The following is a 20,807-nucleotide window of genomic DNA, read 5'->3' as shown; positions in this document are numbered from 1 at the left end:
AGGATTCGCTGCCGTCCGACACCGGAGAGGACCCAGGTGAACACGCGTCAGCACACCTCCAGCAGGTCGGTGCGATGGCAGGGCATGGCCGAGCACATCGTGCGCCGGGGCTCCGCCTCCGTCACGGAGCTCGCCGAGAGCTTCGGGGTCAGCCTGATGACCGTCCACCGCGACCTCGACGAGCTGGCCCGCCAGGGCATGGTGCGCAAGGTCAGGGGCGGCGCGACCGCCCAGGCCAGCAACGTGTGGGAGAGCAACATCGCCTACCGGCTCAAGGCGCACACGGCCGAGAAGGACGCCATCGCCCGGGTGGTGGCGGGGCTGATCGAGCCGGGCGGCTCGGTGATGCTCGACGACTCCACGACCGCGCTGGCCGTGGCCCGCCACCTGGACGAGCTGCTCCCGCTGACCGTCGTGACGAACTTCCTGGAGGCGATCAGGCTGCTGGCCGGCCGCCCCGACCTCCGGCTCATCGCGCTCGGCGGTGAATATCACGCCACACATGATTCGTTTCTCGGCCTCGGCTGCGTGGACGCGGTCGAGGCGGTGAACACCGATCTGGCCGTGGTCTCCACCTCGGCCGTCTCCGAGGAGTACGCCTACCACCAGGAGCAGGAGATCGTGCTGGTCAAGCGGGCGATGCTGCGCTCGGCGTCGCGGCGGGTGCTGGCCGTGGACGGCTCCAAGCTGGCCCGGGTGGCGCTGCACCGGGTGGCGCCGCTGGCCGACTTCGACGTGGTGGTGGTCGACGCCAACGCCCCGGCCGACCTGCTCCAGCGGCTGCGCGACCACCACGGGAACGTCCTGGTGGCGGAGCTGTAACGCTCGAAGTCGTTATTTTTAACTCGTGTCTTGTTAAGAACGGGCCTGCTTGCTAGAAAGTGAGGGCTTTCGTCCCCCCAGACTAGGAAGCGACATGCCTCATCCCTCACGCCGGGGCTTTCTGGGCTTAGGCGGCGCCGCCTTCGCTCTCGCCTTCACCTCCGACCTGGCCGACCCCTGGACCGCGCCGGCCACGGCCAGAACCGCGGACTATCCCTTCAAGCTCGGCGTCGCCTCCGGTGATCCGCTGCCCGACCGGGTCGTGCTGTGGACCCGCCTGGCGCCCGAGCCGCTGGAGCCGCTCGGCGGGCTGCCGTACAACAAGATCAAGGTCGACTGGGAGGTCGCCGAGGACGAGGCGTTCGCCCGCCGCGTCCGTCACGGCTCCGCCTGGGCCACGCCGGAGTACGGCCACTCCGTGCACGTGGACGCCAAGGGCCTGCGCCCCGGCCGCGAGTACTTCTACCGCTTCCGCACCGGCTCCGAGCTCAGCCCCGTCGGCCGGACCAGGACCGCCCCCGCCCCGCGCAGCAGCCCCGAGTCGCTGCGCCTGGCCTTCGCCTCCTGCGCGTCGTGGCAGGACGGCTACTACACCGCCTACCGCCACCTCGCCGACGAGAACCCCGACGTGGTCTTCCACCTCGGCGACTACATCTACGAGTTCGGCATCGTGCCGACGGGCGGCAACCGCAACACGCCGGTGCCCGAGCAGTTCCGGGTGCAGTGCGACACCCTCGACCGCTTCCGCGTCCAGTACGGCCTCTACAAGAGCGACCCCGACCTGCAGGCCGCCCACCACCGCGCGCCCTGGATCGTCACCTGGGACGACCACGAGGTGCTGGACAACTGGGCCGGCCGGTACGGCCCCGGCGGCGAGGTGAGCGAGCAGGACTACCTGGTGATCAGGGCCAACGCCTTCCGCGCCTTCTGGGAGAACATGCCCGTCCGCCTGCCCTCCGCCGAGGGCCCCGACGCCCGCATCTACCGCCGGTTCACCTTCGGCGACCTGGCCGAGTTCAACGTGCTCGACACCCGCCAGTACCGCGACGACCAGGTCTGCGGCGACGGCCAGCAGGTGGACTGCGCCGACCGGCTGGACCCGGCGCGGCAGATGATCGGCGCCGCGCAGGAGCGCTGGCTGCTCGACGGCCTCGGCGCCTCCCGCGCCAGGTGGAACGTGCTCGCCCAGCAGGTCGCCATGATGCAGCTCGACTACGACCCGGGCCCGGCGCAGCGGCTCAGCATGGACCTGTGGGACGGCTACAAGGCGGCCAAGGACCGCCTGCTCGGCGGCATCGCCGAGCGCGAGGTCGGCAACCCCGTGGTGCTGACCGGCGACATCCACTACAACCTGGCCGGCGACCTCAGACGCGACTTCGACGATCCCGCCGCGCCGGCCGTCGGCGTGGAGTTCGTCTGCACCTCGGTCAGCAGCGGCGGCAACGGAAATCCCACCCAGGGCGTGCCGCCCGGCGGCACCGACCCGGCCAACCCGCATCTGCGTTTCTCCAGCTACCAGCGCGGCTACGTGTCCTGCGAGGTCACCCGCGGCCAGTGGCGCTCGGACTTCAAGGTCGTCCCGTACGTGGACCGCCCCGGCGCCCCCGTCTCCACCCGCGCCAGCCTGGTCACCCTCGACGGCGCCCCCGGCCTGCACGTGCTCTAGGAAGGGACAGATCATGCGCATCCTCACCGCCGGGGCCCTCGCCCTCGTCCCGATGCTCGGCACTCCACCGGCCACCCCCGAGCCCGAGACTCCCCCGCAGGCGGTCTCCGTCCAGGTCGAACCGGGCGTCTCCAAGGGCACGGGCGAACTCACCCCCACCGCCGGGGCGGCCAAGCTGATCGCGCCGCTCGGCGTGGACCCGGCCTGCCCCGCCACGCTGCGGATCGGCATGCGCAGCGAGGCGAAGAAGGCCGCGTACGCCACCATGCGGGTCGAGGTGGACCCGCCGCTGACCGCCTCCCGCACGATGCTGACCAGCTATCTCCCGCCCGGCTACGAGGTGCGCGCGAAGCTGCTGGTGGCCGTGCCGCCCGGCACCGGCGAGGGCACGTACGGACTGCGGCTGCGCACGCCGTCGAGCACGCTGAAGGTCCCCGTCGAGGTCGTGCCGGTGGACGGGCTCGACAACGGCGGCAACCTGGCGCTGCGCCGGCCCGTCACCGCCTCCTCCCAGCACGTCAACGCCAACTACCCGCCCTGCAGCGTGGCCGACGGCGACCGCTCGTCCAACGGCTGGGCCGGCGGCAACGGCTGGAACGACGCCACCGCCAGGTCCTGGCCGGACACCGTGGCCGTGGCGCTGGGCGGCGCCCGGCAGGTGTCCAGGGTGGACCTCTACACGCTGGACACCGAGCGGTATCCGGCGTCCAGGTACGGGCTGCGTGACTGGGACGTCCAGGTGCGGGCCGGCGGCGGGGCGTGGCAGACGGTCGCGCAGGTGCGCGGCAACACCGCGGGGACGGCTCGATCCGACTTCGCGCCCGTCACCGCCGAGGACGTCCGCATCGTCGCCCTGGCGTCGAACGGCGCGAACGACTACACACGCATCATCGAGGTCGAAGCCCGCTGAGTGACCACCGGGGCAGCGGGCCTTGAGAGCAGCAAGGGAGAGCACGGTGACCAGCAGCGGAACCAGCAACAGGATCAGCAGCGGGATCAGCAGCACGACCGGTAGCGCGACCAGCCAGAACGCCGGCCCGGAGAACGGCGGCGGCGCTCTGCCCAGGATCACCCCGCGCCGCGTCAAGGTGGGCCTGGTCGCGGGCGGCCTGGGGGCCTACTGGCCGCAGTTCCCCGACCTCCTCCCCCAGCTCCAGCGCTCGGCCGCGCGCGTCTCCGAGCGGATGCGCGAGCTGGACGCGGAGGTGGTGGACGTCGGTTTCATCTCCGACGCCGAGGAGGGGGCCGCGGCGGCGGAGCGGCTGCGGGCGGCCGGCTGCGACCTGATCGTCGGCTTCCTGACGACGTACATGACGGCCACCATGCTCGTGCCGATCGCCCAGCGCAGCGGCGCCCCCGTGCTGCTGATCAACCTGCAGCCGACGGAGTCGATGGAGCACGCGACGTTCGACACCGGCCAGTGGCTGGCCTACTGCGGCGCCTGTCCCCTGCCGGAGATGGCCAACGCCTTCACCCGCTGCGGCATCCCGTTCCGTTCCGTCTCGGGCTATCTGGAGGACGAGCGGGCGTGGCAGCGGATCGGGCGCTGGGTCAGGGCGGCGGGTGTACGGGCCGCGCTGCGGCACGGGCGGCACGGCCTCATGGGGCACCTGTATCCGGGCATGATGGACGTGGCCACCGATCTGACGCTGGTCAGCGCGAACTTCGGCGGGCACGTGGAGGTGCTGGAGTTCGACGATCTGCGGGTGCGCACGGAGAAGGTCACCGACGCCGAGGCGGCGGGGCGGGTGAACCTGGCGCGTGAGGTGTTCGAGCTGGCCGACTCGGTGAACGAGGAGGACCTGGCCTGGGCGGCCCGCGTGTCGGTCGGCCTGGACCGCCTGGTCGAGGACTTCGCCCTGGACAGCCTGGCCTACTACCACCGCGGCCTGGACGGCGAGATCCACGAGCGGCTCGGGGCGGGCATGATCCTCGGGGCGTCCCTCCTCACGGCGCGCGGGGTGCCGGCCGCCGGCGAGTACGAGCTGCGTACGTCCCTGGCCATGCTCATCATGGACCGGCTGGGCGGCGGCGGCTCCTTCACCGAGTTCCAGGCGCTCGACTTCGCCCGCGGTCACGTGGAGATGGGCCACGACGGCCCCGCCCACCTGGCCATCAGCTCCCGCCGCCCGCTGCTGCGCGGGCTCGGCGTCTATCACGGCAAGCGCGGGTGGGGCGTGTCGGTCGAGTTCGACGTGACGCGGGGTCCGGTGACCGCGTTCGGGCTGCGGCAGGCCAGGGACGGGAGTTACGGCTTCGTCGTGTCCGAGGGCGAGGTCGTGGAGGGGCCGCTGCTGCGGATCGGCAACACGACGTCCCGGGTGGACTTCGGCTGCGACCCCGGCGAGTGGACGGACGCGTGGAGCGCCGGCGGCATCTCGCACCACTGGGCCCTGGGCACGGGCCACCGCCTGGCCGACCTGCGGGCGGTGGCCGACCTGATCGGCGCGGACATCACCCACGTCCAGCCCTGACCCCGGCGTCCGGCTCACCGCCCGGCGACTGGCCGGCCGCGGCGGACAGGGCGGTTCTGAGGCCGTCCAGGAGCGAGGTGGCAGGGGTGAAGCCCAGGTCGTGCTGGGCGCTCGCCGGGGTGCAGGTCCAGTCGGCGTGGCGCAGCTCGCGTACCTTGTCCCTGTTCAGCGCGGGCACGTCGCCGCCCAGGCCGGGCAGCCGCGCGGCGAGGCCGGCCAGCGCGGTCACGGCGGCCAGCAGGGGCACGGGGACGGGCAGCACGACCGGGGCGCGCAGGCCCGCCGCCGCGGCGACGGCGGCGCAGATGTCCTGCCACCGGTAGGCGACGCCGTCGCTCAGCGGGTGGACGCCCGCGGCGGGGTCGCCGGCCCGGACTGTCGTGCCGCGCTCGGCGGCGGCGAGCAGGGCCGCGCACAGGTCGTCCACGTAGATCAGGCCGTAGCGGCGCGGCCCGAAGCCGGGCTTGGCCACCAGCCCGAGGCGGATCATGCGCAGCAGCGCCGGAACCAGGGCGGGCTCTCCGGGGCCGTACACGATGCCGGGCCGCAGGATGACCGCCGGCACCCGATCCGCGTACTCGCGCACGACCTGTTCCGCCGCCCGTTTGCTGGCGCCGTACACGGAGACGGGCCCGCTGCCCCGCGCGGGTCCGGCGGCGGCCAGCGAGGAGCACACCACCAGGCGCGGCGGCTCGGGCATGGCGGCCATGGCGCGGACGAGGCGGGCGGTGCCGTCACGGTTGACCGCCCAGAACTCCGCGCCGGTCCGCGCCTTGACCACCGCCGCCAGGTGGATCACCCGGTCGGCCCCCCGCAGTGCCTCGCCCAGGCCCCGGCCCGTGGCAAGATCCCCTTCGACCACACGCACACCCAGCTCACGCAGCGTCCCGGCGCGCCCGGGACGGCGGACGAGCGCGGTCACCCTGCCGCCACGGGCCAGGATCGCCCGCGTCAGATGCGCACCCACGAAGCCGGTGGCCCCGGTGACCAGATACCGCATCACCACCGCCCCCCGGCCCCCGGCCCGCGCGAGGCGGCGTGACCCGGTGGAAGGCGGTGCCGGGCGGGTGCGGGGGCGTCGATCACTGGTGGCTCCTCAGGGTGTGCCGGGCCTCGCCGGCCGAGTGGGGAGGGTCGCGCGGGGCTGGGGCGCCACCCTGGGTCGTCACAGTAACATCACGGATGGTCACGCTTCGCTATGGTTGAGTGTCACGAGAACGAGTGACCCGAATCGGATTAGGACTTCATGATCGACGCGCTCGGCGCATGCCCAGGTGCACCGGATCCCGGAGGCCGGCCCGCCGGTGCGCACGGCCGCCGCCACCCCCTGGAGCCGTGGCTGGGCAGCGTGGTGCTGCCGGCCGCCCTGATCATGGGGGACGGCGTGGTCGACCGCATGTTCGGCCGTACGGACGGCATGTTCGGCCTGTGGTTCCCCGGCATCGGCAAGGCGGTGATGCTGGCCGACCCCGGCCTGGTCAGAGACGTCTTCCGCGCTCCCGGCGGCGTCATCGACTCCGCGGAGGCCAACCGCGTGCAGGAGCCGGTCATCGGCCCGCAGGGGCTGGGCAGGCTGGACGGCCAGGGGCATCGGCGGCTGCGCGAGATCATGGCGCCCGCCATCCGGCATCGCGTCTCCGCCCGCCTGCGCGCCGCGACGGAAGAGCTCGCCCAGAGCGTCGCCGACCGGTGCCCCGCCGGCACGCCGTTCGCCCTGCGGCCCCGGCTGCACGCGGCGCTCATGGACGCGATCCTGGACGTCACCCTGAGCGTCGATCCGGCCCGCGGGCACGCCTGGCGGGAGCCGTTGCGGGAGCTGTTCCGCCGGGCCGACTCCTACGAGATCACCGTACGGTACGCGCTGCGGCACGCGGGCGGGATGGCCCTGTGGCCGTCGTACCGCCGCGCGAAGGAGGCCTGTGACCGGCTCATCTACGACGAGATCAGCCGGCGGCGGCGCGAGGGCGAGGGCGACGACCTGCTCGGCGTGCTCATGCGCGCACGCGACGAGCACGGGGCGCGGCTGACCGACCAGGTGCTGCGCGACCAGGTGATGAGCATGATCGCCGGGGCCCGCACGACCACGGCGACCGGGCTGGCCTGGGCGTTCGAGCGGGTGGTACGTCATCCGGGGGCGCTGCGGCGCCTGTCGGCGGAGAGCGACGAGGGCACGTCCGACGTGTACGCGACGGCGGTGGCGTACGAGGCGCTGCGGGTGCGGCCGCCGGTCGCGTTCTTCGGCCGGGTGGTGCGGCTGCCGTTCGAGCTGGGCGGGCGGGTGCTGGAGCCGGGCACCACGATCATCGTGCATCTGCGGTCGCTGCACCACGATCCGGGCCTCTATCCCGATCCGGCCGCCTTCCGCCCCGAACGCTGGCTCGGCCGGCGACCGGGCGGCTACGGCTGGATGCCGTTCGGCGGCGGCTCGCACACGTGCCTGGGGGATCGGCTGGCGGTCATGCAGATGAAGGCGTTCCTGCGGGTGTTCACCCGTTCGCTGGAGCTGTCCCCCGCCGAACCGGCCGACGAGCAGATCAGGTGGAAGGCCGTCTCCAACACCCCCGGCTCCGACTGCCGCGTCATCGCCCGCCGCCGCTGATGGGGGCTACCGGGTCAGCCGGCCGGCCGGCGGAGGCCGCCCGCCGGCGACCCTCGCCGGACGGCGGCTCCAGGATCGGGGTGAGGACGTATCTGGTGGTGGCCCAGGCCGCGTACAGCAGAGGTGCGGCCAGGAGCAGCACGCCGAGCGCCGGCTTGGCGAGGACGACCAGCAGGGCCAGGGCGAGGACGACGAGGGTGGCCGCGGACAGGTACCAGCGGCGGGCCACCAGGAACAGGCACGGCCGCAGCAGGGAGCGCAGCCGGGTGCCGGGCTCGGCGGCCAGGGTCAGCAGGGCGAACGTCAGGGACATGACGAGCGCGGCGGCGGTGCAGAAGAAGGGCACGAGCGCCGGCCCCCACGCGGTGCCGGCGACGGCCACGGCGTCCACGGCGAACACGCCGACGGCCGCGGCGCCGGCCGCCCAGACGGCCAGGGCGCGCGGAGCCGCCCGGCGGTAGGAGCTCCAGAACGCCCGCGCCATGCTCGTGGACCCGCTGCCCAGGGCGTCGAAGCAGCCGAACGCCCCGGCCAGCGCCGGACCGCAGGGCAGGGAGAGCAGGGCGAAGAACGGCCACGACGCGAGGGGGTCGCGGACGATCGCCAGCGCCGCCAGCAGGGGCAGGCAGGCGACGGCGAGCAGCACGTTCGTCACGAGTCCGGCGTAGACGGTGTCGAAGATCCGCTCGTAGGTGCGCTGGCGGGCGGGGCGCAGCAGCCGCCGGGCGGTTCCGTACCCGCTCATCACTTCAGCCCGCTGGTGGCGATGCCGCGGATGAAGTACCGCTGCCCGAACAGGAAGATGACCATGATCGGCAGCACCGACAGCACCGCGCCCGTCATGATCATCGCGTATTCGGCGTCGTACTGGCCGACGAAGGAGCGCAGCCCGAGCTGGATGGTCCACAGCTCGTTGCTGGTCAGGTAGATGAAGGGCCCCATGTAGTCGTTCCACGTGTTGACGAAGGTGAGCAGGGCCAGGCTGGCCAGCGCCGGTTTGGACAGCGGCAGCATGATGCGCCAGTAGATGCCGTACTCGCTGAGCCCGTCGATGCGCGCGGCCTCGCACAGGTCGTCGGGGATCGACATGTAGTACTGCCGCATGAGGAACACGCCGAACGCGCCGAACGCCTGCAGCAGGATGATCGACCAGTACGTGTCCGTCAGCTCGGCCTGCTGCATCATGATGTACTGCGGCACCATGTACGCCTGCCACGGCACCGCGATGGTGGCGATGTAGGCCAGGAACAGCGCGTCCCGGCCGGGGAAGCGCACCTTGGAGAACCCGTACGCGGCGAAGCTGCCGGTCAGCACCTGCAGCAGCGTGATCACCACGGACAGGAACGCGGAGTTGCCCAGGTAGGTCAGCAGCGGGATGCGTTCCCAGATCTCGATGAAGTTGGACCAGCGCAGCTCCTGCGGGATCCACTGGATCGGCACGGTGAAGACCTGGTTGTCGCGCTTCAGCGAGGAGGACAGCATCCACGCGAACGGCACCAGCACCAGCACCGTCACCACGCTCAGCCCCGCGTAGGCGAGCGCCCTGCGCAGTGTGGACCGGCCGCGGCGGGGCGCCGCGCCGCCGGCCCCGGGGGCGGGCGCGGCGCCGGGACGGGCGGCGGTGTCGGGCAGCGCGGTCATGTGGCGCTCCTGCGCTCGTTGATGCGGAACTGGACGACGGTGACGGTCAGCACGATGACGAACAGCACCAGCGCGACGGCCGAGGAGCAGCCGAACTGCCCCTCCCTGATGCCCTCGCGGTAGACGAGCTGGGCCAGCACCAGCGTGCTGCGGCCGGGCCCGCCGTCGGTCATGACGACGATCAGGTCCAGCACCTTGAAGCTCTGGATCGTCAGCATGACCAGCACGAAGAACGTGGTGGGCCGCAGGCAGGGCAGCGTGACGCTCCAGAACCGCTGCCACGGCCCGGCCCCGTCGACGGTGGCGGCCTCGTAGTACTCGCGCGGGATCGTCTGCAGGCCGGCCAGGTACAGCACCATGTAGTAGCCCATGTCCCGCCACACGCTGGTGATGATCACGGCGGGCATCGCCCAGTCGGTGCTGGCCACCCATCGCGGCGGCTCGGCGACGCCGATCGCCTCCAGGAGCTGGTTGATCGGGCCCGCGGTGGGGTTGAACAGCATGTTCCACACGACCGCGACGGCGACGAGCGAGGTGATGTACGGGAAGAAGGCGGCGGTGCGGAAGAACTGCACGCCGCGGATCCTGCGGTTGAGCGCCATGGCCAGCCCGAGCGCCGCCACCAGCGTCAGCGGGATGTGGCCGGCCGCGTAGAAGAGCGTGTTCCTGAGCGCGACGTGGAAGTTCTCGTCGCCGAACATCTGCCGGAAGTTGTCCAGGCCGACCCATTCGGGGCTGCTGTAGGAGTCCCACTCCAGGAACGCCAGCGCGAACGCGGCCAGCATCGGCACGAGCGTGAACAGGGCGAAGCCGACGAAGTTCGGGAGGATGAAGCTCCACCCGACGAGGATGTCGCGCCAGGCGCGTGCCCGGCGGGGCGGGGCCGGCGTCGGTTGCGTCAATGCCTGAGTCATGGTGTCCTTCGGGACGCTCCGTCGAGCGCGGGACCCGGGATCGCTCCCGGGTCCGCTGCCGGGCTAGTTGAGTACCTCGTTCTTCACCCGCTCGTTCATCGAGCGGATGCCGTCGGCGACGGACTTGTCGCCCACCATGATCAGTTCGTGTTCCTCGTTCAGTATGGTGTCGATGTCGGAGGTGTTCTCGCTGACCGGCATCTCCAGCGTCACCTTGTCGGGCTCGAACGCCTTCTTGGAGCGCTCGTCGGCCGGCATGCCCTTGAGCCCGAAGTACGCCGCGGTGATCTCGGGGCTCTGCAGCGCCGGCACCACGCCGACCTTGGTGATCGCCTCCGCGCCCGCCTGGCCGGCGGCGAACTCGACGAACTTCTTGGCCGCGTCGGCGTGCTCGGCGCGCTTGTTGACGGCGAACGCGGTCGGCGAGCCGAACGTCGTCGTGCCGGTCGCGCCGGCGACCTGCGGCATGGGGGCGAGCCCCCAGTCGACGTCGCTGGCGCCCTTGGCCTTGGCCTCCAGGATGCCGGAGATGTACCAGGTGCCCATCGGCATCAGCGCGGTCTTGCCGCTCTCGAACTGGGTGCGGTAGTCGGCCTGCTGGGACTTGGCGGTGCCGAAGTCGAGGACGGCGCCGGCGTCCTGGAGGCCCTTGGCGATGTTGTACTGGTCGGTGAAGAAGGTGTAGTCGCCGCCGAGCTGGTCGCCGCCGGTCTGCGCGGCGGCGATGGCCTGCACGACCGAGCGCCAGGTGTGGTGGTAGGCGCCGTACACCTTATCGCCGCCCTCGCCCTGGGTGAGCCGCTTGGCCAGTTTGGCGTACTCGTCCCAGGTCAGCGGGTCGGGCAGCTCGACGCCCGCCTTGTCGAGCAGCGTCTTGTTGTAGTAGAGCAGCCAGAAGTCCTGCCGGTACGGCAGGGCGTAGTAGGCGTTGCCGACGTTGAAGGCGTCGAGCCCGGCGAGTTTGGCGTTGCCGGGAGACTTGGCCAGGTCGGTGAGGTCGGCCAGCTGGCCCCGGCTGGAGTAGCGGGAGTAGTCGGTGACGTTCTTCATCGTGATCACGTCGGTCTTGTCACCGCCCGCCAGCATCGTGGTGACCTTCTCGGGGTAGTCGTCGGCGAGGATGTCCACCGGCTTGACGGTGATGTTCGGGTTGGCCTGCTGGAAGGCGTCGAAGAGCGCCTTGAACTCGGGCGTCTTGGCCAGGTTCCAGACGGTGACGCTCAGGGTGATCTTGCCGTTGGGGTCGGCGGGCTCGGGGTCGCCGGAGCCGCAGGCGGCCAGGGTGAGCGTGAGCGCGGCCACGATGCTCAGGCCCTTCACCACCTGCCGCCGTGCCCGGGGCTTCACTGACGTGATCATGGGATCCGGTCTCCTTCTCCGTCACAGGGGGTTGGGTCAGGCGCTGACGGTGAACTCGTCCGGGGTGACGGCCGTGAGGAGGGGCCGGCCGGACAGGTGGCGTTCCAGTTCGTCGAGGGCGCTGTCGCTCATCCGCCAGGTCTCGCTGCCGAGCGAGCCGGCGATGTGGGGGGTGATCATGACGTTGGGCAGCTCGTACAGCACCGAGCCGGCCGGGAGGGGCTCGGGGTCGGTGACGTCGAGGATGGCGTCGAGGCGGCCGGAGGCGCACTCGCGCTCGATCGCGGCGGTGTCCAGGACGGCGCCGCGGGCGGTGTTGATGACGGTGGTGCCGTCGCGCAGCAGGGCCAGCTCGGCCGCGCCGATGAGGTGGCGGGTCTCGGGCAGCGAGGGGACGTGCAGGGTGAGCACGTCGCAGCCGCGCAGCAGCTCCGCCAGCGGGACCAGGCGGCCGCCCGCCGCGCTCACCTCCGCCGCGGCGGCGTACGGGTCGGAGACCAGCACGTCCATCTCCAGGTCGCGCAGCCGCTCCACGACCCGGCGGCCGACCCGGGAGAAGCCGACGACGCCGACCGTGCGGCCCCGGTTGGACAGCTCGCCGCGCCGGGTCACGTAGGACCAGTCGTCGCGGTGGGTGCGGGCGTCCTGGGCCAGGAAGGGCGCCTTCTTGCCGGCGAAGATGATCGCGGCGAGGGTGAACTCGGCGACCGGGATGGCGTTGGCGTCGGCGGCGCTGGTCACCACGATGCCCCTGCGCCAGACCTCGTCGGTGACGAACGGGCGCACGGTGCCGGCGCAGTGGAAGACGGCGCGCAGCCGGGGCGCGTCGGCCAGCCGTTCGGCGGTCAGGGGCGGGCAGCCCCACGACGTGACCAGCACCTCGCTCTCGCGCAGCCGCCGCCGCGCGGAGGGGGTGTCCAGCTCGGGGGTCCAGATCGGGTCGGCGAGTTCGGTGAGCTCGCGCAGGCGGCGCAACTGCCGCTGCCCGAACTGCACGTCGAGCGTGGCCTGGTCCATGACCAGCAGGGCCCGGGGAGCCTCGCTCACCGGAGCGCTCCCGGTCGGCTCGCGACTCGTGATCTGGTGTTCAAGCTGGCTCTCCTCGGGGTGCGGGGGCTGATGACGGTGTGTCCGGCCGGCGTTTCGGACGGCGCACGATCACTTTCGCTCATCTGTGATCGGATGGCATTGCACCGGAGTTAAGCGTGGCCGCTCGCCGTCCGTCAAGAGGCAATCGGATCGCTTTGATCAGCATTGCTCGCCTTAGATCACAACTGGTCAACGAAAGGCGCCGCCGGTCCGGTGACCGCTTGACGTGCTCCCGTGGCGCTGTAACCATCCCGTGAAGCCGTGGTTACGTAAACATGCAAGGCTGAAGGGATCTGTGGATGCCGCGCGTACCCGACGATCCGGCACTGTCGCCGTACACCGGGTGGACCCGGGCTCATTGGGCGGAGCTGGCCGAGCGGCTGCTGCTGTCGGCCCGCCCCTTCGCGTCGCCGGGCCACGCGCGTGTCTCCTTCCCCGGCCGGGCCGGGGGCTACGGCGCCGACGTGGACGGGCTCGAGGGCTTCGCCAGGACGTTCCTCGCGGCCGGGTTCCGGGTGGCCGGCGAGGGCGGCGACGACCCGCTCGGCCTCATGGAGTGGTACGCCGAGGGGCTGGCGACGGGCACCGACCCCGCCTCGCCCGAGCGCTGGGTCCGGCTGGACGAGCACGGCCAGGCCAAGGTGGAGGCCGCCTCGATCGCCCTGGTGCTGCACCTGACCAGGCCGTGGCTGTGGGACCGGCTCGACGACGGCGTGAGGGAACGCGTCATCGCCTACCTGGCGCCGGCGGTGGGCGGCGAGTATCCGCCGATCAACTGGGTCTGGTTCCAGATCGTGGTGGAGCAGTTCCTGGCCTCGGTCGGGGGGCCGTACGAGCCGGGCGACATCGAGGCCGGGCTGGCGCTGACCGACGGTTTCGCCAGGGAGAACGGCTGGTACGCCGACGGGGCCGAGCGCTCCTACGACCACTACGCCGGATGGGCGCTGCAGTTCTACCCGCTGCTCTGGACCGAGATGGCCGCCGGTGAGCCCGCGGCCGACGAGCGGCGGCCGGTCTACCTGCGGCGGCTGGAACGCTACCTGCACGACGCGGTCCGCCTGGTGGGCGCCGACGGCTCGCCGCTGCTGCAGGGCCGCAGCCTGACCTACCGGTTCGCCGCCGCCGTGCCGTTCTGGCTGGGGGCCCGTTACGACCTGGACACGCCGTCACCAGGGCTGCTGCGCCGCGCCGCCTCCGGCATCGCCCGGCACTTCGCCGACCGCGGGGCCCCCGACGGCAAAGGGCTGCTGTCGCTGGGCTGGCACGGGCCGTGGCGGCCGATCGCGCAGTCCTACTCCGGGCCCGGATCTCCGTACTGGGCGGCCAAGGGGCTCTTCGGGCTGACCCTGCCGGCCGGGCATCCGGTGTGGACGGCGGTCGAGGAGCCGCTGCCGGTGGAGCGGGACGACTACCAGGTCGTCGTGCCGTCGCCGGGGTGGCTGGTCAGCGGCACGCGGGCGGACGGGGTGGTGCGCGTGGTCAACCACGGCACCGACCACTCTCATCCGGGGTCCGACCTGGCCGACTCGCCGCTGTACGCGCGGCTGGGGTACTCCACCGCCACCTCCCCCGTGCTCGCGGGGCCGTACGCCGGGCAGCCGCTGGACCAGTCGGTGACGCTGCTCGACGCCGGCGGCGAGCCCAGTCACCGGACCGGCTTCGACACCCTGCTCGCGCAATCGCTCCCGACGGGGACGGCGGCGGGGGCGTCGCGCTGGCGGGCGCACTGGGTCAAGCCCGACTCCTGCGGCCCCGACCACGGCTCCGGCCGCTCGGGGCGGGTCCGGCTCGGGCCGTGGCTGCACGTGCTCTCCCTGGTACGCGGGCCGTGGGAGGTGCGTCTGGTGCGGGTGGGCGCGCCGGACGATCAGGTCGAGGAGGCGGGAGGCCGGCTACGCGTCGGCGGCTGGCCCCTCCCTTCGGACATACCGCATGCGGGTACGGCGGCCCGTGCGGGCGCCGACCCGGTCGCAGGTGAAACTGCCGTGGTGGTCAACGAGCGGGTGTGGTCGTGCGTGTTCGGCGGCGCGTCTCTGGACGTCGGCGGGGTGACCTCGGCCGACGACGCCTCGCCGCTGGCGCCGTGGACGGTGGTGCCGTGGCGCGCGACCAGCGGCCCCGCGCGTGCGGAGGTCTGGCACGAGGCGGTGCTCCACCTCGGCGCCGGGGAACCGGCCGAACGGCCCGCCGTCACGTGGGCGCCATCGGGCGTCCGGGTCGTCTGGCCGGACGGTGCCGTGGACGACTTCGACGTCTCGCGTCTGCTCCGCTGAGCGCTCCCCACTGAGCCACCCGCCGGGCGTGACCGGCGCCGCCTCACCGGTATCGGGGGTCCGGTGAGGCGGCGCCGTCACGTGACGGTCAGGTCGTCACGTGGCGGTCAGGTCGTCACGTGGCGGTCAGGTCGTCACGTGGCGGTCAGGTCGTCACGTGGCGGTCAGGCGGAGGAGCCGCGCACGATCAGCTGCGGTCCCACCACCACGCGGTGGGCGGGCCGCCGCGGGTCGCGGAGCCGTTCGAGGAGCAGCGTGAACGCGGCCCGTCCGATGTCGGCCTTGGGCGGGCGGATCGCGGTCAGCGGCGGGTCGCACAGCTCGGCCACCTCGTCGTCGTAGGTGACCACGGCCAGGTCGGCGGGCACCCGGATGCCGCGGTCCTGGCAGCGTTCGACCAGCGAGATCGCCTCCGGGTCCGAGTGCACGAGCAGGGCGCGCGTGTCCGTGGCCACGCAGGCGTCGAGCACCTCGTCCAGCGCCCGCCCCCAGCCGGGGTCGCGCCGGTCGACCGTGCGCGCGTCGGGGGTCGCCCCGGTCTCCAGCCCCAGCTCCTCGCAGGCCAGCCGCCAGCCGGCCCGCACGTGCGGCGCCGTCGGGCTGGTGATCGTGGTCATGATGCCCACCCGCCGGTGCCCCAGCACCGCCAGGTGCCGTACGGCCATCGCCGCGCCCAGGGCGTGGTCGCTGACGACCGACTCCATCGCCTCCCGGTACGGGCCCACGGTCGCGGCCCGTTCGATCAGCACCACCGGCACGCCGGCCGCCTGCAGCCAGCGGACCAGTTCCTCGCCCTCGTCGCTCTCCGTCGTGGGCGCGACCAGCAGCCCGTCCACCCCCACGGACTCCACCAGCGAGGACAGCTGCCGCCGTTCGTCGGCCACCTGGTACGTGGCCCCGCGCAGCACGACCCGGACCCCGGCCGCCGCGGCCGCCTCGCGCACGCCGCGGATGACGTCGGGATAGTAGTAGTCGAGCGAGGGCACGACCATGCCCACGGTCAGCTCAGGCGCGTCCCCCGTCTCGGCGGCGACGTCGCGGGCGAACCCGCCGGCCCGCGCCCCGCCCGCCTGCCCGAAACCGCCCGCCTGCCCGCCTGCGTCCGGGCCGGCGAAGCCGCCCGTTCCCGTGAACGCGCCCGCCCCGCCGAAACCGCCGGCCCCCACCGGGTCCTGGTGCCGCTCCATAAGGGGACGTTCGGCCGGGGCGGCGCCGCCGCGGACCCGGCGTACGGCTCCCTCCTCGGCCAGCAGCGTGATGTCGCGCCGGATGGTGATCGCGGAGACCGCCAGCTCTGAGGCCAGATCGTGCACCCGCATGAGCCCGCGCCGCCGCAGCAGCTCGACCAGCCGTGAGCGCCGCTCATCGGGCAACTGTCCCTGGGTCTCCGGGCCGGCCATGGGCACGCCTCCGCCTTGATCGTCTCGAACGGGCCCAGTGCTGTCTCCGGCAGGTGACGCGCCGATGGCAACGTTGGTCATACTCCTCCTCGCGACGGCCCATAGTACCGATCGAAAGTGATCGAAGGTGAAAAATTCCGGCACACACGTGATGCAATGATCACACATCCTGGACGCGCGCGGCCCGCCCGCCGACGGGCGCCCCGTGCCGGGGTCGTCAGCGGGCGGGTCGCCTGTGAGATCTGAGACGACCCAGGCGCTGCCGGGCCGGGACGAACGGACCGCTACGCGCCGTCGGGCCGGGGCGAACGGACCGCTAGGCGCCGTCGGGCCGCGACGCGCCGCCGGCTCCGGGTGCGGCGTCCTCCAGGCCGAGCAGGCCGACGGCCTCCGCGCGCATCTCGACCTTGCGGATCTTGCCGGTGACCGTCATCGGGAAGCTGTCGACGAGGTGCACGTACCGGGGGATCTTGAAGTGGGCCAGGCGGCCGGCGCAGAACGCCCGGACCGACTCGGCGGTGAGCGGCTCCGCGTCCGGGCGCATGACGATCCAGGCCATCAGCTCCTCGCCGTACTTCGCGTCGGGGACGCCGATCACCTGGACGTCGGCGATGTCGGGGTGGGTGTAGAGGTACTCCTCGATCTCGCGCGGGTAGACGTTCTCGCCGCCCCGGATGACCATGTCCTTGATCCGGCCGACGATGTTGACGTAGCCGTCGGCGTCCATGGTGGCCAGGTCGCCGGTGTGCATCCAGCGGGCCGCGTCGATCGCCTCGGCGGTCTTGGCCGGTTCGTCCCAGTAGCCGAGCATCACCGAGTAGCCGCGGGTGCACAGCTCGCCCGGCTCGCCGCGGCGGGTCTCCAGGCCGGTGTCCGGATGGACGATCTTCACCTCCAGGTGCGGCATCACCCGGCCGACGGTCTCGGTGCGCCGGGCCAGGCCGTCGTCCCGGCGGGTCATCGTGGACACCGGGGAGGTCTCGGTCATGCCGTAGCAGATCGCCACCTCGCTCATGTGCATCTCGCCGGCCACCCGCTTCATCACCTCGACGGGGCAGGGCGAGCCGGCCATGATGCCGGTGCGCAGCGACGTCAGGTCGAACTCGGCGAAGCGCGGATGGCCGAGTTCGGCGATGAACATGGTCGGCACGCCGTACAGGGAGGTGCACCGCTCGGTCTCGACGGCGCGCAGCGTGGCCTCGGGGTCGAAGCCGGGCGCGGGCAGCACGACGCAGGCGCCGTGGGAGGTGGCGCCGAGGTTGCCCATGACCATGCCGAAGCAGTGGTAGAGCGGCACGGGCAGGCAGACGCGGTCGTTCTCGGTGTAGCCGACGCCCTCGCCGACGAAGTAGCCGTTGTTGAGGATGTTGTGGTGCGACAGTGTGGCGCCCTTGGGGAAGCCGGTGGTGCCCGAGGTGTACTGGATGTTGATCGGGTCGTCGAAGGCCAGCGTGGCGGCGCGCTCGCGCAGCGCGGCGGGGTCGGCGGCGCGGCCCTGCCGGACGAGCTCGTCCCAGCCCGGCTCGCCGATGAAGATCACCGGTTCGAAGCCGATCTCGGCCAGCATCGCCCGGTAGTCGCTGGTCTTGTGCTCGACGGCGCTGACCAGCAGGCGCATGCCGGACTGGCGGACCACGTAGTCCAGCTCGTGGCCGCGGTAGGCGGGGTTGACGTTGACCAGGATGGCGCCGATCTTGGCGGTGGCGTACTGCGTGAGCACCCATTCGGCGCAGTTCGGCGCCCAGATGCCGACCCGGTCGCCCTTGGCGATCCCGCGGGCCAGCAGCCCGAGCGCGACCTCGTCGACGGCGGCGTCGAACTCCGCGTACGTCCACCGCCGGCCGGTGGCCACCTCGACCAGCGCCTCGCGGCCGGCGTACCGGGCCGCGGAGCGCTCCAGGTTCTCCCCGATCGTCTCGCCCAGCAGCGGAGCGGCGGAGACGCCGGAGGCGTAGGAGAGCAGTGAGTCAGCCATGATTGGCAGCATCCGACAGGATCGGCCGTCGCGCCACCCCCGTGGAGGGGCGACCTGGGAAAAGCTCGGTACGCACCCGCGAAAGGGGCCGGCATGCCTCCCGGGGTCAGCTCACGTCGGTCACGCCGCAGATGTCGCATCGGTAGTGGGTGCCGCGTTCGTCCTCGCCGAACTCACTCCAGAGATGGGCGTCACCGGACAGGTCGTACGGATCGCCGGAGCACAGCTTCCGCAGCCGGCCGATCCCGGCTCCCACCGGGGTCACCTGCGCCGGGGGAACGGGGAGCGGCTCGGCGGGGACGGGCGCGGCGGGCGTAAGCATGGCGTCTCCAAGGCGTGCGGCGAAGCCGGGGGCGGCTTCTCAAGGTGAGTCGACGGCCATGCGTCTTTCCAGGAAGAGCCCGCCGAAACCGGTTGCATCGCGCCGAACCGGCAGCGGCCGGTCGAGGACGGCGGCGTCCGGTCCGGCGCCGTCCCCGCCGGGGTGGCGTCACCGGTTCAGCGGACCTGCCACCAGGCCTTGACGACGTGGCAGCCCTGCGGCTCGCCGGAGACGAGGGAGTACGGTCCCGGATGGCCGGAGGTCTTGGTCTTCCACGGGCCGACGACCGTCCTCGTGTAGGGGTAGTGAGCCGAGTTGCACGTGGCGGCCACCCGGTACGTGCCGAATCCGCCGTTGCACACCGCCCCCGCCACGTTCGTCGTCGTGTTGACGAAGCTGCTGCAGGCCCACACTTCGGCGTTCGCGGGCGTGGCGACCCCGGCGAGGGCTATCGCGCCGCCCGCCGCCGCGGCCAGGACCCATGAGAATCTGCGCATCGTGCCTCCTCTGTCTTCTTACGGATCGGCTTGCACACTTCATGCTCATCGCTGTGCGCGGCCTGGAGACAGGGCGTGAGGAGGGCGTCTTGCGGGCATTCGCCGCCCGCCGGACGGGCCGGATGGGCCTGCGGCGTCCGCCGGTCGCGGCCGGATGGGTGTGCGGTGTCCGGGTCTCAGGTGCGGTCGGCGGGTTCCAGGGCCGGTCCGAGGTTCTTGCGGTAGATGACGAAGTCGCAGGGGGTGGCCAGGTGGGGTGACAGGTGCGGGTAGTCCCGCTCCACCGCGCCGGTGCCGACCGGCCGGTAGCCGATGCGGCCGTACCAGCCGGCCAGGAACTCCTTCGACGGGTGCCGCCACTCGCGCGGCACCAGCAGCTCCAGCTGCATCTCGGCGTGCCCGCGCGACCTGCCGCGCCGCTCGGCGAAGCGGACGAGCTCGCGGCCGAGGCCGATGCCCCGGTGGCGGGGTGAGGCGGCCAGCATGCCGAACTCGCCGGTGCCGGCGTCGAGCTCCCGTACCCGGACGCAGCCGGCGATCCGCCCGTCCACCAGCGCCACGACGATCTCGCCCGCGCCGACGTACCCGGCGATCTCCGCCGCGGACGTACGGGCGGCGCCGCCGGCCCACAGCCCCGCCTCCGCGTCCGCGTACACCTCGTTGACCAGCCCGGCCAGCTCGGACATGAGCCCGCCGTCGGCGGCGGCGCCCTCCGGCAGCGGCCGGATCTCGATCTCCGGCGCGATCGTCATGGATGACTCCTCGTCTCTTGTGGTTCGCGGCCGTGGTCACCAGCGGTTGCGGGCCTCCTCCGCCCAGCCGGTCAGGCCGTCGAGGCCGACCCAGCCGCCGTCATCGGCCCGCACCCGGCCGCCGAAGTGCCCGAAGCACTGGTGGGTCTCCGAGCCGACGACGCCGAGCTCCGTACGCGAGACCTTCTCGTGGAACGGGGTGAACTCGACCTCGACCCCGTCCCCCTCGACGCGCCAGGGGCGCATCCAGTCGCTTCGGTCGTAGACCCACTCCAGCCGCGCACCGATCTTGTGCAGCCGGCCGTCCAGGATGAGCGCGTTCTCGGTCAGCCCCGTGCCGTCGGTCCACTTGCCGCCGAGCTGCACGGCCCGCCCGGGGGCGCTGCCGGCGGCCCAGTTCCAGGATACGGAGTACGGCCACTTGCCCCGCCCGTGGTCGAGCACGGCGAACGCCCCCTCGCCGACCTCGTGCTCCCGCCCGTCCAGCACGAGCCGCCCGCGCACGGGGCGGCCGACGTCCTTGACCGTGTACTGGAAGCGGCGCGGCCCTCACGGGATCACCACGCCGAGCGACTCGTGCCCGTCCGGCAGCGGCACCTGCAGCTCCGCCGTCACCCGTGGCGCGTGCGCGCGCAGCGACGTCCCGCCGGCCGTCTGCTCGATGACGATGCGCACGCCGCCGCCCTCGACCCTGGCCGTGCCCCGGCCGCTGCGCTCGGGGAAGGCGGCGCCGCGGGCCAGCGGCACCACGGCGTCGTGGCTCACCTCGGCGCCGGTCGCCCGGTCGAGGACGTAGACGCCGTGCACGCCGGCGTAGTCGAGCGAGGACGCCACCAGCGCGATGACGTGGGACGGGGTGACGACGCCCCAGTATTCCCAGCGCTTGGCCCGGCCCCAGCCGCGCAGGTTGGCGCGGTGCAGCGGGCGCCGGGTCCATCCGACGGCCTCCGGGTTGAGCCGGCCGCCGGGCAGGCAGAGGTCGACGGGTTCGGTGATCTCCCGCTCATGGGTCGGCATGGGATGA

The 20,807-nt window shown here is 72.6% G+C and carries 17 protein-coding genes and 1 pseudogene; 6 read left to right on the top strand and 12 right to left on the bottom strand.

Translation table 11 applies throughout. The annotated features are described in order from the left end of the window. Positions 1-36: 36 nt before the first annotated feature. From B0I32_RS11275 to B0I32_RS11260, 4 genes are all read left to right on the top strand, one after another. Entirely contained in the window at positions 37-822 is a 786-nt protein-coding gene (locus B0I32_RS11275) for a DeoR/GlpR family DNA-binding transcription regulator (protein ID WP_245955761.1), read from the top strand. Between the two features lie 94 nt (positions 823-916). Beyond that, entirely contained in the window at positions 917-2,488 is a 1,572-nt protein-coding gene (locus tag B0I32_RS11270; protein ID WP_106237533.1) for an alkaline phosphatase D family protein, read from the top strand. A gap of 13 nt (positions 2,489-2,501) precedes the next feature. Next, on the top strand, positions 2,502-3,398 hold the full coding sequence (locus B0I32_RS11265) for a discoidin domain-containing protein (RefSeq protein ID WP_106237530.1): 897 nt from the start codon (positions 2,502-2,504) through the stop codon (positions 3,396-3,398). Positions 3,399-3,444: 46 nt separating this feature from the next. Next, positions 3,445-4,962: an L-fucose/L-arabinose isomerase family protein gene (locus B0I32_RS11260; protein ID WP_245955760.1), complete on the top strand. Its 1,518-nt coding sequence runs from the start codon at positions 3,445-3,447 to the stop codon at positions 4,960-4,962. On the opposite strand, the gene B0I32_RS11255 is transcribed toward B0I32_RS11260, so the two are convergent. Beyond that, positions 4,943-5,962, bottom strand: a complete 1,020-nt coding sequence (locus tag B0I32_RS11255; protein WP_106238229.1) for an NAD-dependent epimerase/dehydratase family protein — start codon at positions 5,960-5,962, stop codon at positions 4,943-4,945. The two genes, B0I32_RS11260 and B0I32_RS11255, sit on opposite strands and share 20 nt — an antisense overlap. 246 nt (positions 5,963-6,208) lie before the next feature. On the opposite strand from B0I32_RS11255, the gene B0I32_RS11250 reads away from it, so the two are divergent. Further along, on the top strand, positions 6,209-7,561 hold the full coding sequence (locus B0I32_RS11250) for a cytochrome P450 (protein ID WP_106237528.1): 1,353 nt from the start codon (positions 6,209-6,211) through the stop codon (positions 7,559-7,561). Here the strand turns inward: B0I32_RS11250 and B0I32_RS11245 are convergent. The 5 genes from B0I32_RS11245 to B0I32_RS11225 form a co-directional block, all read right to left on the bottom strand. Further along, positions 7,542-8,306, bottom strand: a complete 765-nt coding sequence (locus B0I32_RS11245) for a ferredoxin-NADPH reductase (RefSeq protein WP_106237526.1) — start codon at positions 8,304-8,306, stop codon at positions 7,542-7,544. The genes B0I32_RS11250 and B0I32_RS11245 overlap by 20 nt on opposite strands. Next, on the bottom strand, positions 8,306-9,202 hold the full coding sequence (locus B0I32_RS11240; RefSeq protein WP_106237524.1) for a carbohydrate ABC transporter permease: 897 nt from the start codon (positions 9,200-9,202) through the stop codon (positions 8,306-8,308). The genes B0I32_RS11245 and B0I32_RS11240 overlap by 1 nt, the downstream gene beginning before the upstream one ends. Further along, positions 9,199-10,116, bottom strand: a complete 918-nt coding sequence (locus tag B0I32_RS11235; RefSeq protein WP_106237522.1) for a carbohydrate ABC transporter permease — start codon at positions 10,114-10,116, stop codon at positions 9,199-9,201. Before B0I32_RS11235 ends, B0I32_RS11240 begins: the two co-directional genes overlap by 4 nt. Positions 10,117-10,179: 63 nt before the next feature. Beyond that, entirely contained in the window at positions 10,180-11,475 is a 1,296-nt protein-coding gene (locus B0I32_RS11230) for an ABC transporter substrate-binding protein (protein WP_106237519.1), read from the bottom strand. Between the two features lie 36 nt (positions 11,476-11,511). Next, positions 11,512-12,522, bottom strand: coding sequence for a hydroxyacid dehydrogenase (locus tag B0I32_RS11225; RefSeq protein ID WP_245955759.1), 1,011 nt, complete (start codon positions 12,520-12,522; stop codon positions 11,512-11,514). Between the two features lie 341 nt (positions 12,523-12,863). On the opposite strand from B0I32_RS11225, the gene B0I32_RS11220 reads away from it, so the two are divergent. After that, complete coding sequence (locus B0I32_RS11220; RefSeq protein WP_106237516.1) at positions 12,864-14,837, top strand: DUF2264 domain-containing protein; 1,974 nt, start codon at positions 12,864-12,866, stop codon at positions 14,835-14,837. A gap of 164 nt (positions 14,838-15,001) precedes the next feature. Here B0I32_RS11220 and B0I32_RS60895 read toward each other — a convergent pair whose 3' ends face one another. The 6 genes and pseudogenes from B0I32_RS60895 to B0I32_RS62060 all read right to left on the bottom strand — a co-directional run bounded on the left by B0I32_RS60895 (position 15,002) and on the right by B0I32_RS62060 (position 20,800). Continuing rightward, positions 15,002-16,237, bottom strand: coding sequence for a substrate-binding domain-containing protein (locus B0I32_RS60895; RefSeq protein WP_106237514.1), 1,236 nt, complete (start codon positions 16,235-16,237; stop codon positions 15,002-15,004). A 316-nt stretch (positions 16,238-16,553) separates the two neighbouring features. After that, positions 16,554-18,212, bottom strand: coding sequence for an AMP-binding protein (locus tag B0I32_RS11210; RefSeq protein WP_106238225.1), 1,659 nt, complete (start codon positions 18,210-18,212; stop codon positions 16,554-16,556). 106 nt (positions 18,213-18,318) lie between these two features. Beyond that, complete coding sequence (locus B0I32_RS11205) at positions 18,319-18,534, bottom strand: hypothetical protein (protein ID WP_106237512.1); 216 nt, start codon at positions 18,532-18,534, stop codon at positions 18,319-18,321. A 176-nt stretch (positions 18,535-18,710) separates the two neighbouring features. Then, complete coding sequence (locus tag B0I32_RS11200) at positions 18,711-19,031, bottom strand: hypothetical protein (protein WP_106237509.1); 321 nt, start codon at positions 19,029-19,031, stop codon at positions 18,711-18,713. A 176-nt stretch (positions 19,032-19,207) separates the two neighbouring features. Continuing rightward, a complete protein-coding gene (locus B0I32_RS11195; RefSeq protein WP_106237507.1) occupies positions 19,208-19,783 on the bottom strand; it encodes a GNAT family N-acetyltransferase in 576 nt (191 codons plus the stop codon). A gap of 36 nt (positions 19,784-19,819) precedes the next feature. Next, positions 19,820-20,800 (bottom strand): annotated as a pseudogene (locus tag B0I32_RS62060) (DUF2804 domain-containing protein). Between the last annotated feature and the right edge of the window lie 7 nt (positions 20,801-20,807).

Source organism: Nonomuraea fuscirosea (genome assembly GCF_003001935.1).
Taxonomy (GTDB): Bacteria; Actinomycetota; Actinomycetes; order Streptosporangiales; family Streptosporangiaceae; genus Nonomuraea; species Nonomuraea fuscirosea.
Note: the sequence above shows the minus strand (reverse complement) of the source record. Positions and strands in the feature narration are given on the sequence as shown.

What these genes read in the sequence shown, in the direction of transcription:
- B0I32_RS11270 (WP_106237533.1), top strand. Translation starts at nt 917, where the DNA reads ATGCCTCATCCCTCACGCCGGGGCTTTCTGGGCTTAGGCGGCGCCGCC.
- B0I32_RS11265 (WP_106237530.1), top strand. Translation starts at nt 2,502, where the DNA reads ATGCGCATCCTCACCGCCGGGGCCCTCGCCCTCGTCCCGATGCTCGGC.
- B0I32_RS11255 (WP_106238229.1), bottom strand. Translation starts at nt 5,962, where the DNA reads ATGCGGTATCTGGTCACCGGGGCCACCGGCTTCGTGGGTGCGCATCTG.
- B0I32_RS11250 (WP_106237528.1), top strand. Translation starts at nt 6,209, where the DNA reads ATGATCGACGCGCTCGGCGCATGCCCAGGTGCACCGGATCCCGGAGGC.
- B0I32_RS11245 (WP_106237526.1), bottom strand. Translation starts at nt 8,306, where the DNA reads ATGAGCGGGTACGGAACCGCCCGGCGGCTGCTGCGCCCCGCCCGCCAG.
- B0I32_RS11240 (WP_106237524.1), bottom strand. Translation starts at nt 9,202, where the DNA reads ATGACCGCGCTGCCCGACACCGCCGCCCGTCCCGGCGCCGCGCCCGCC.
- B0I32_RS11235 (WP_106237522.1), bottom strand. Translation starts at nt 10,116, where the DNA reads ATGACTCAGGCATTGACGCAACCGACGCCGGCCCCGCCCCGCCGGGCA.
- B0I32_RS11230 (WP_106237519.1), bottom strand. Translation starts at nt 11,475, where the DNA reads ATGATCACGTCAGTGAAGCCCCGGGCACGGCGGCAGGTGGTGAAGGGC.
- B0I32_RS11220 (WP_106237516.1), top strand. Translation starts at nt 12,864, where the DNA reads ATGCCGCGCGTACCCGACGATCCGGCACTGTCGCCGTACACCGGGTGG.
- B0I32_RS60895 (WP_106237514.1), bottom strand. Translation starts at nt 16,237, where the DNA reads ATGGCCGGCCCGGAGACCCAGGGACAGTTGCCCGATGAGCGGCGCTCA.
- B0I32_RS11210 (WP_106238225.1), bottom strand. Translation starts at nt 18,212, where the DNA reads ATGGCTGACTCACTGCTCTCCTACGCCTCCGGCGTCTCCGCCGCTCCG.
- B0I32_RS11205 (WP_106237512.1), bottom strand. Translation starts at nt 18,534, where the DNA reads ATGCTTACGCCCGCCGCGCCCGTCCCCGCCGAGCCGCTCCCCGTTCCC.
- B0I32_RS11200 (WP_106237509.1), bottom strand. Translation starts at nt 19,031, where the DNA reads ATGCGCAGATTCTCATGGGTCCTGGCCGCGGCGGCGGGCGGCGCGATA.
- B0I32_RS11195 (WP_106237507.1), bottom strand. Translation starts at nt 19,783, where the DNA reads ATGACGATCGCGCCGGAGATCGAGATCCGGCCGCTGCCGGAGGGCGCC.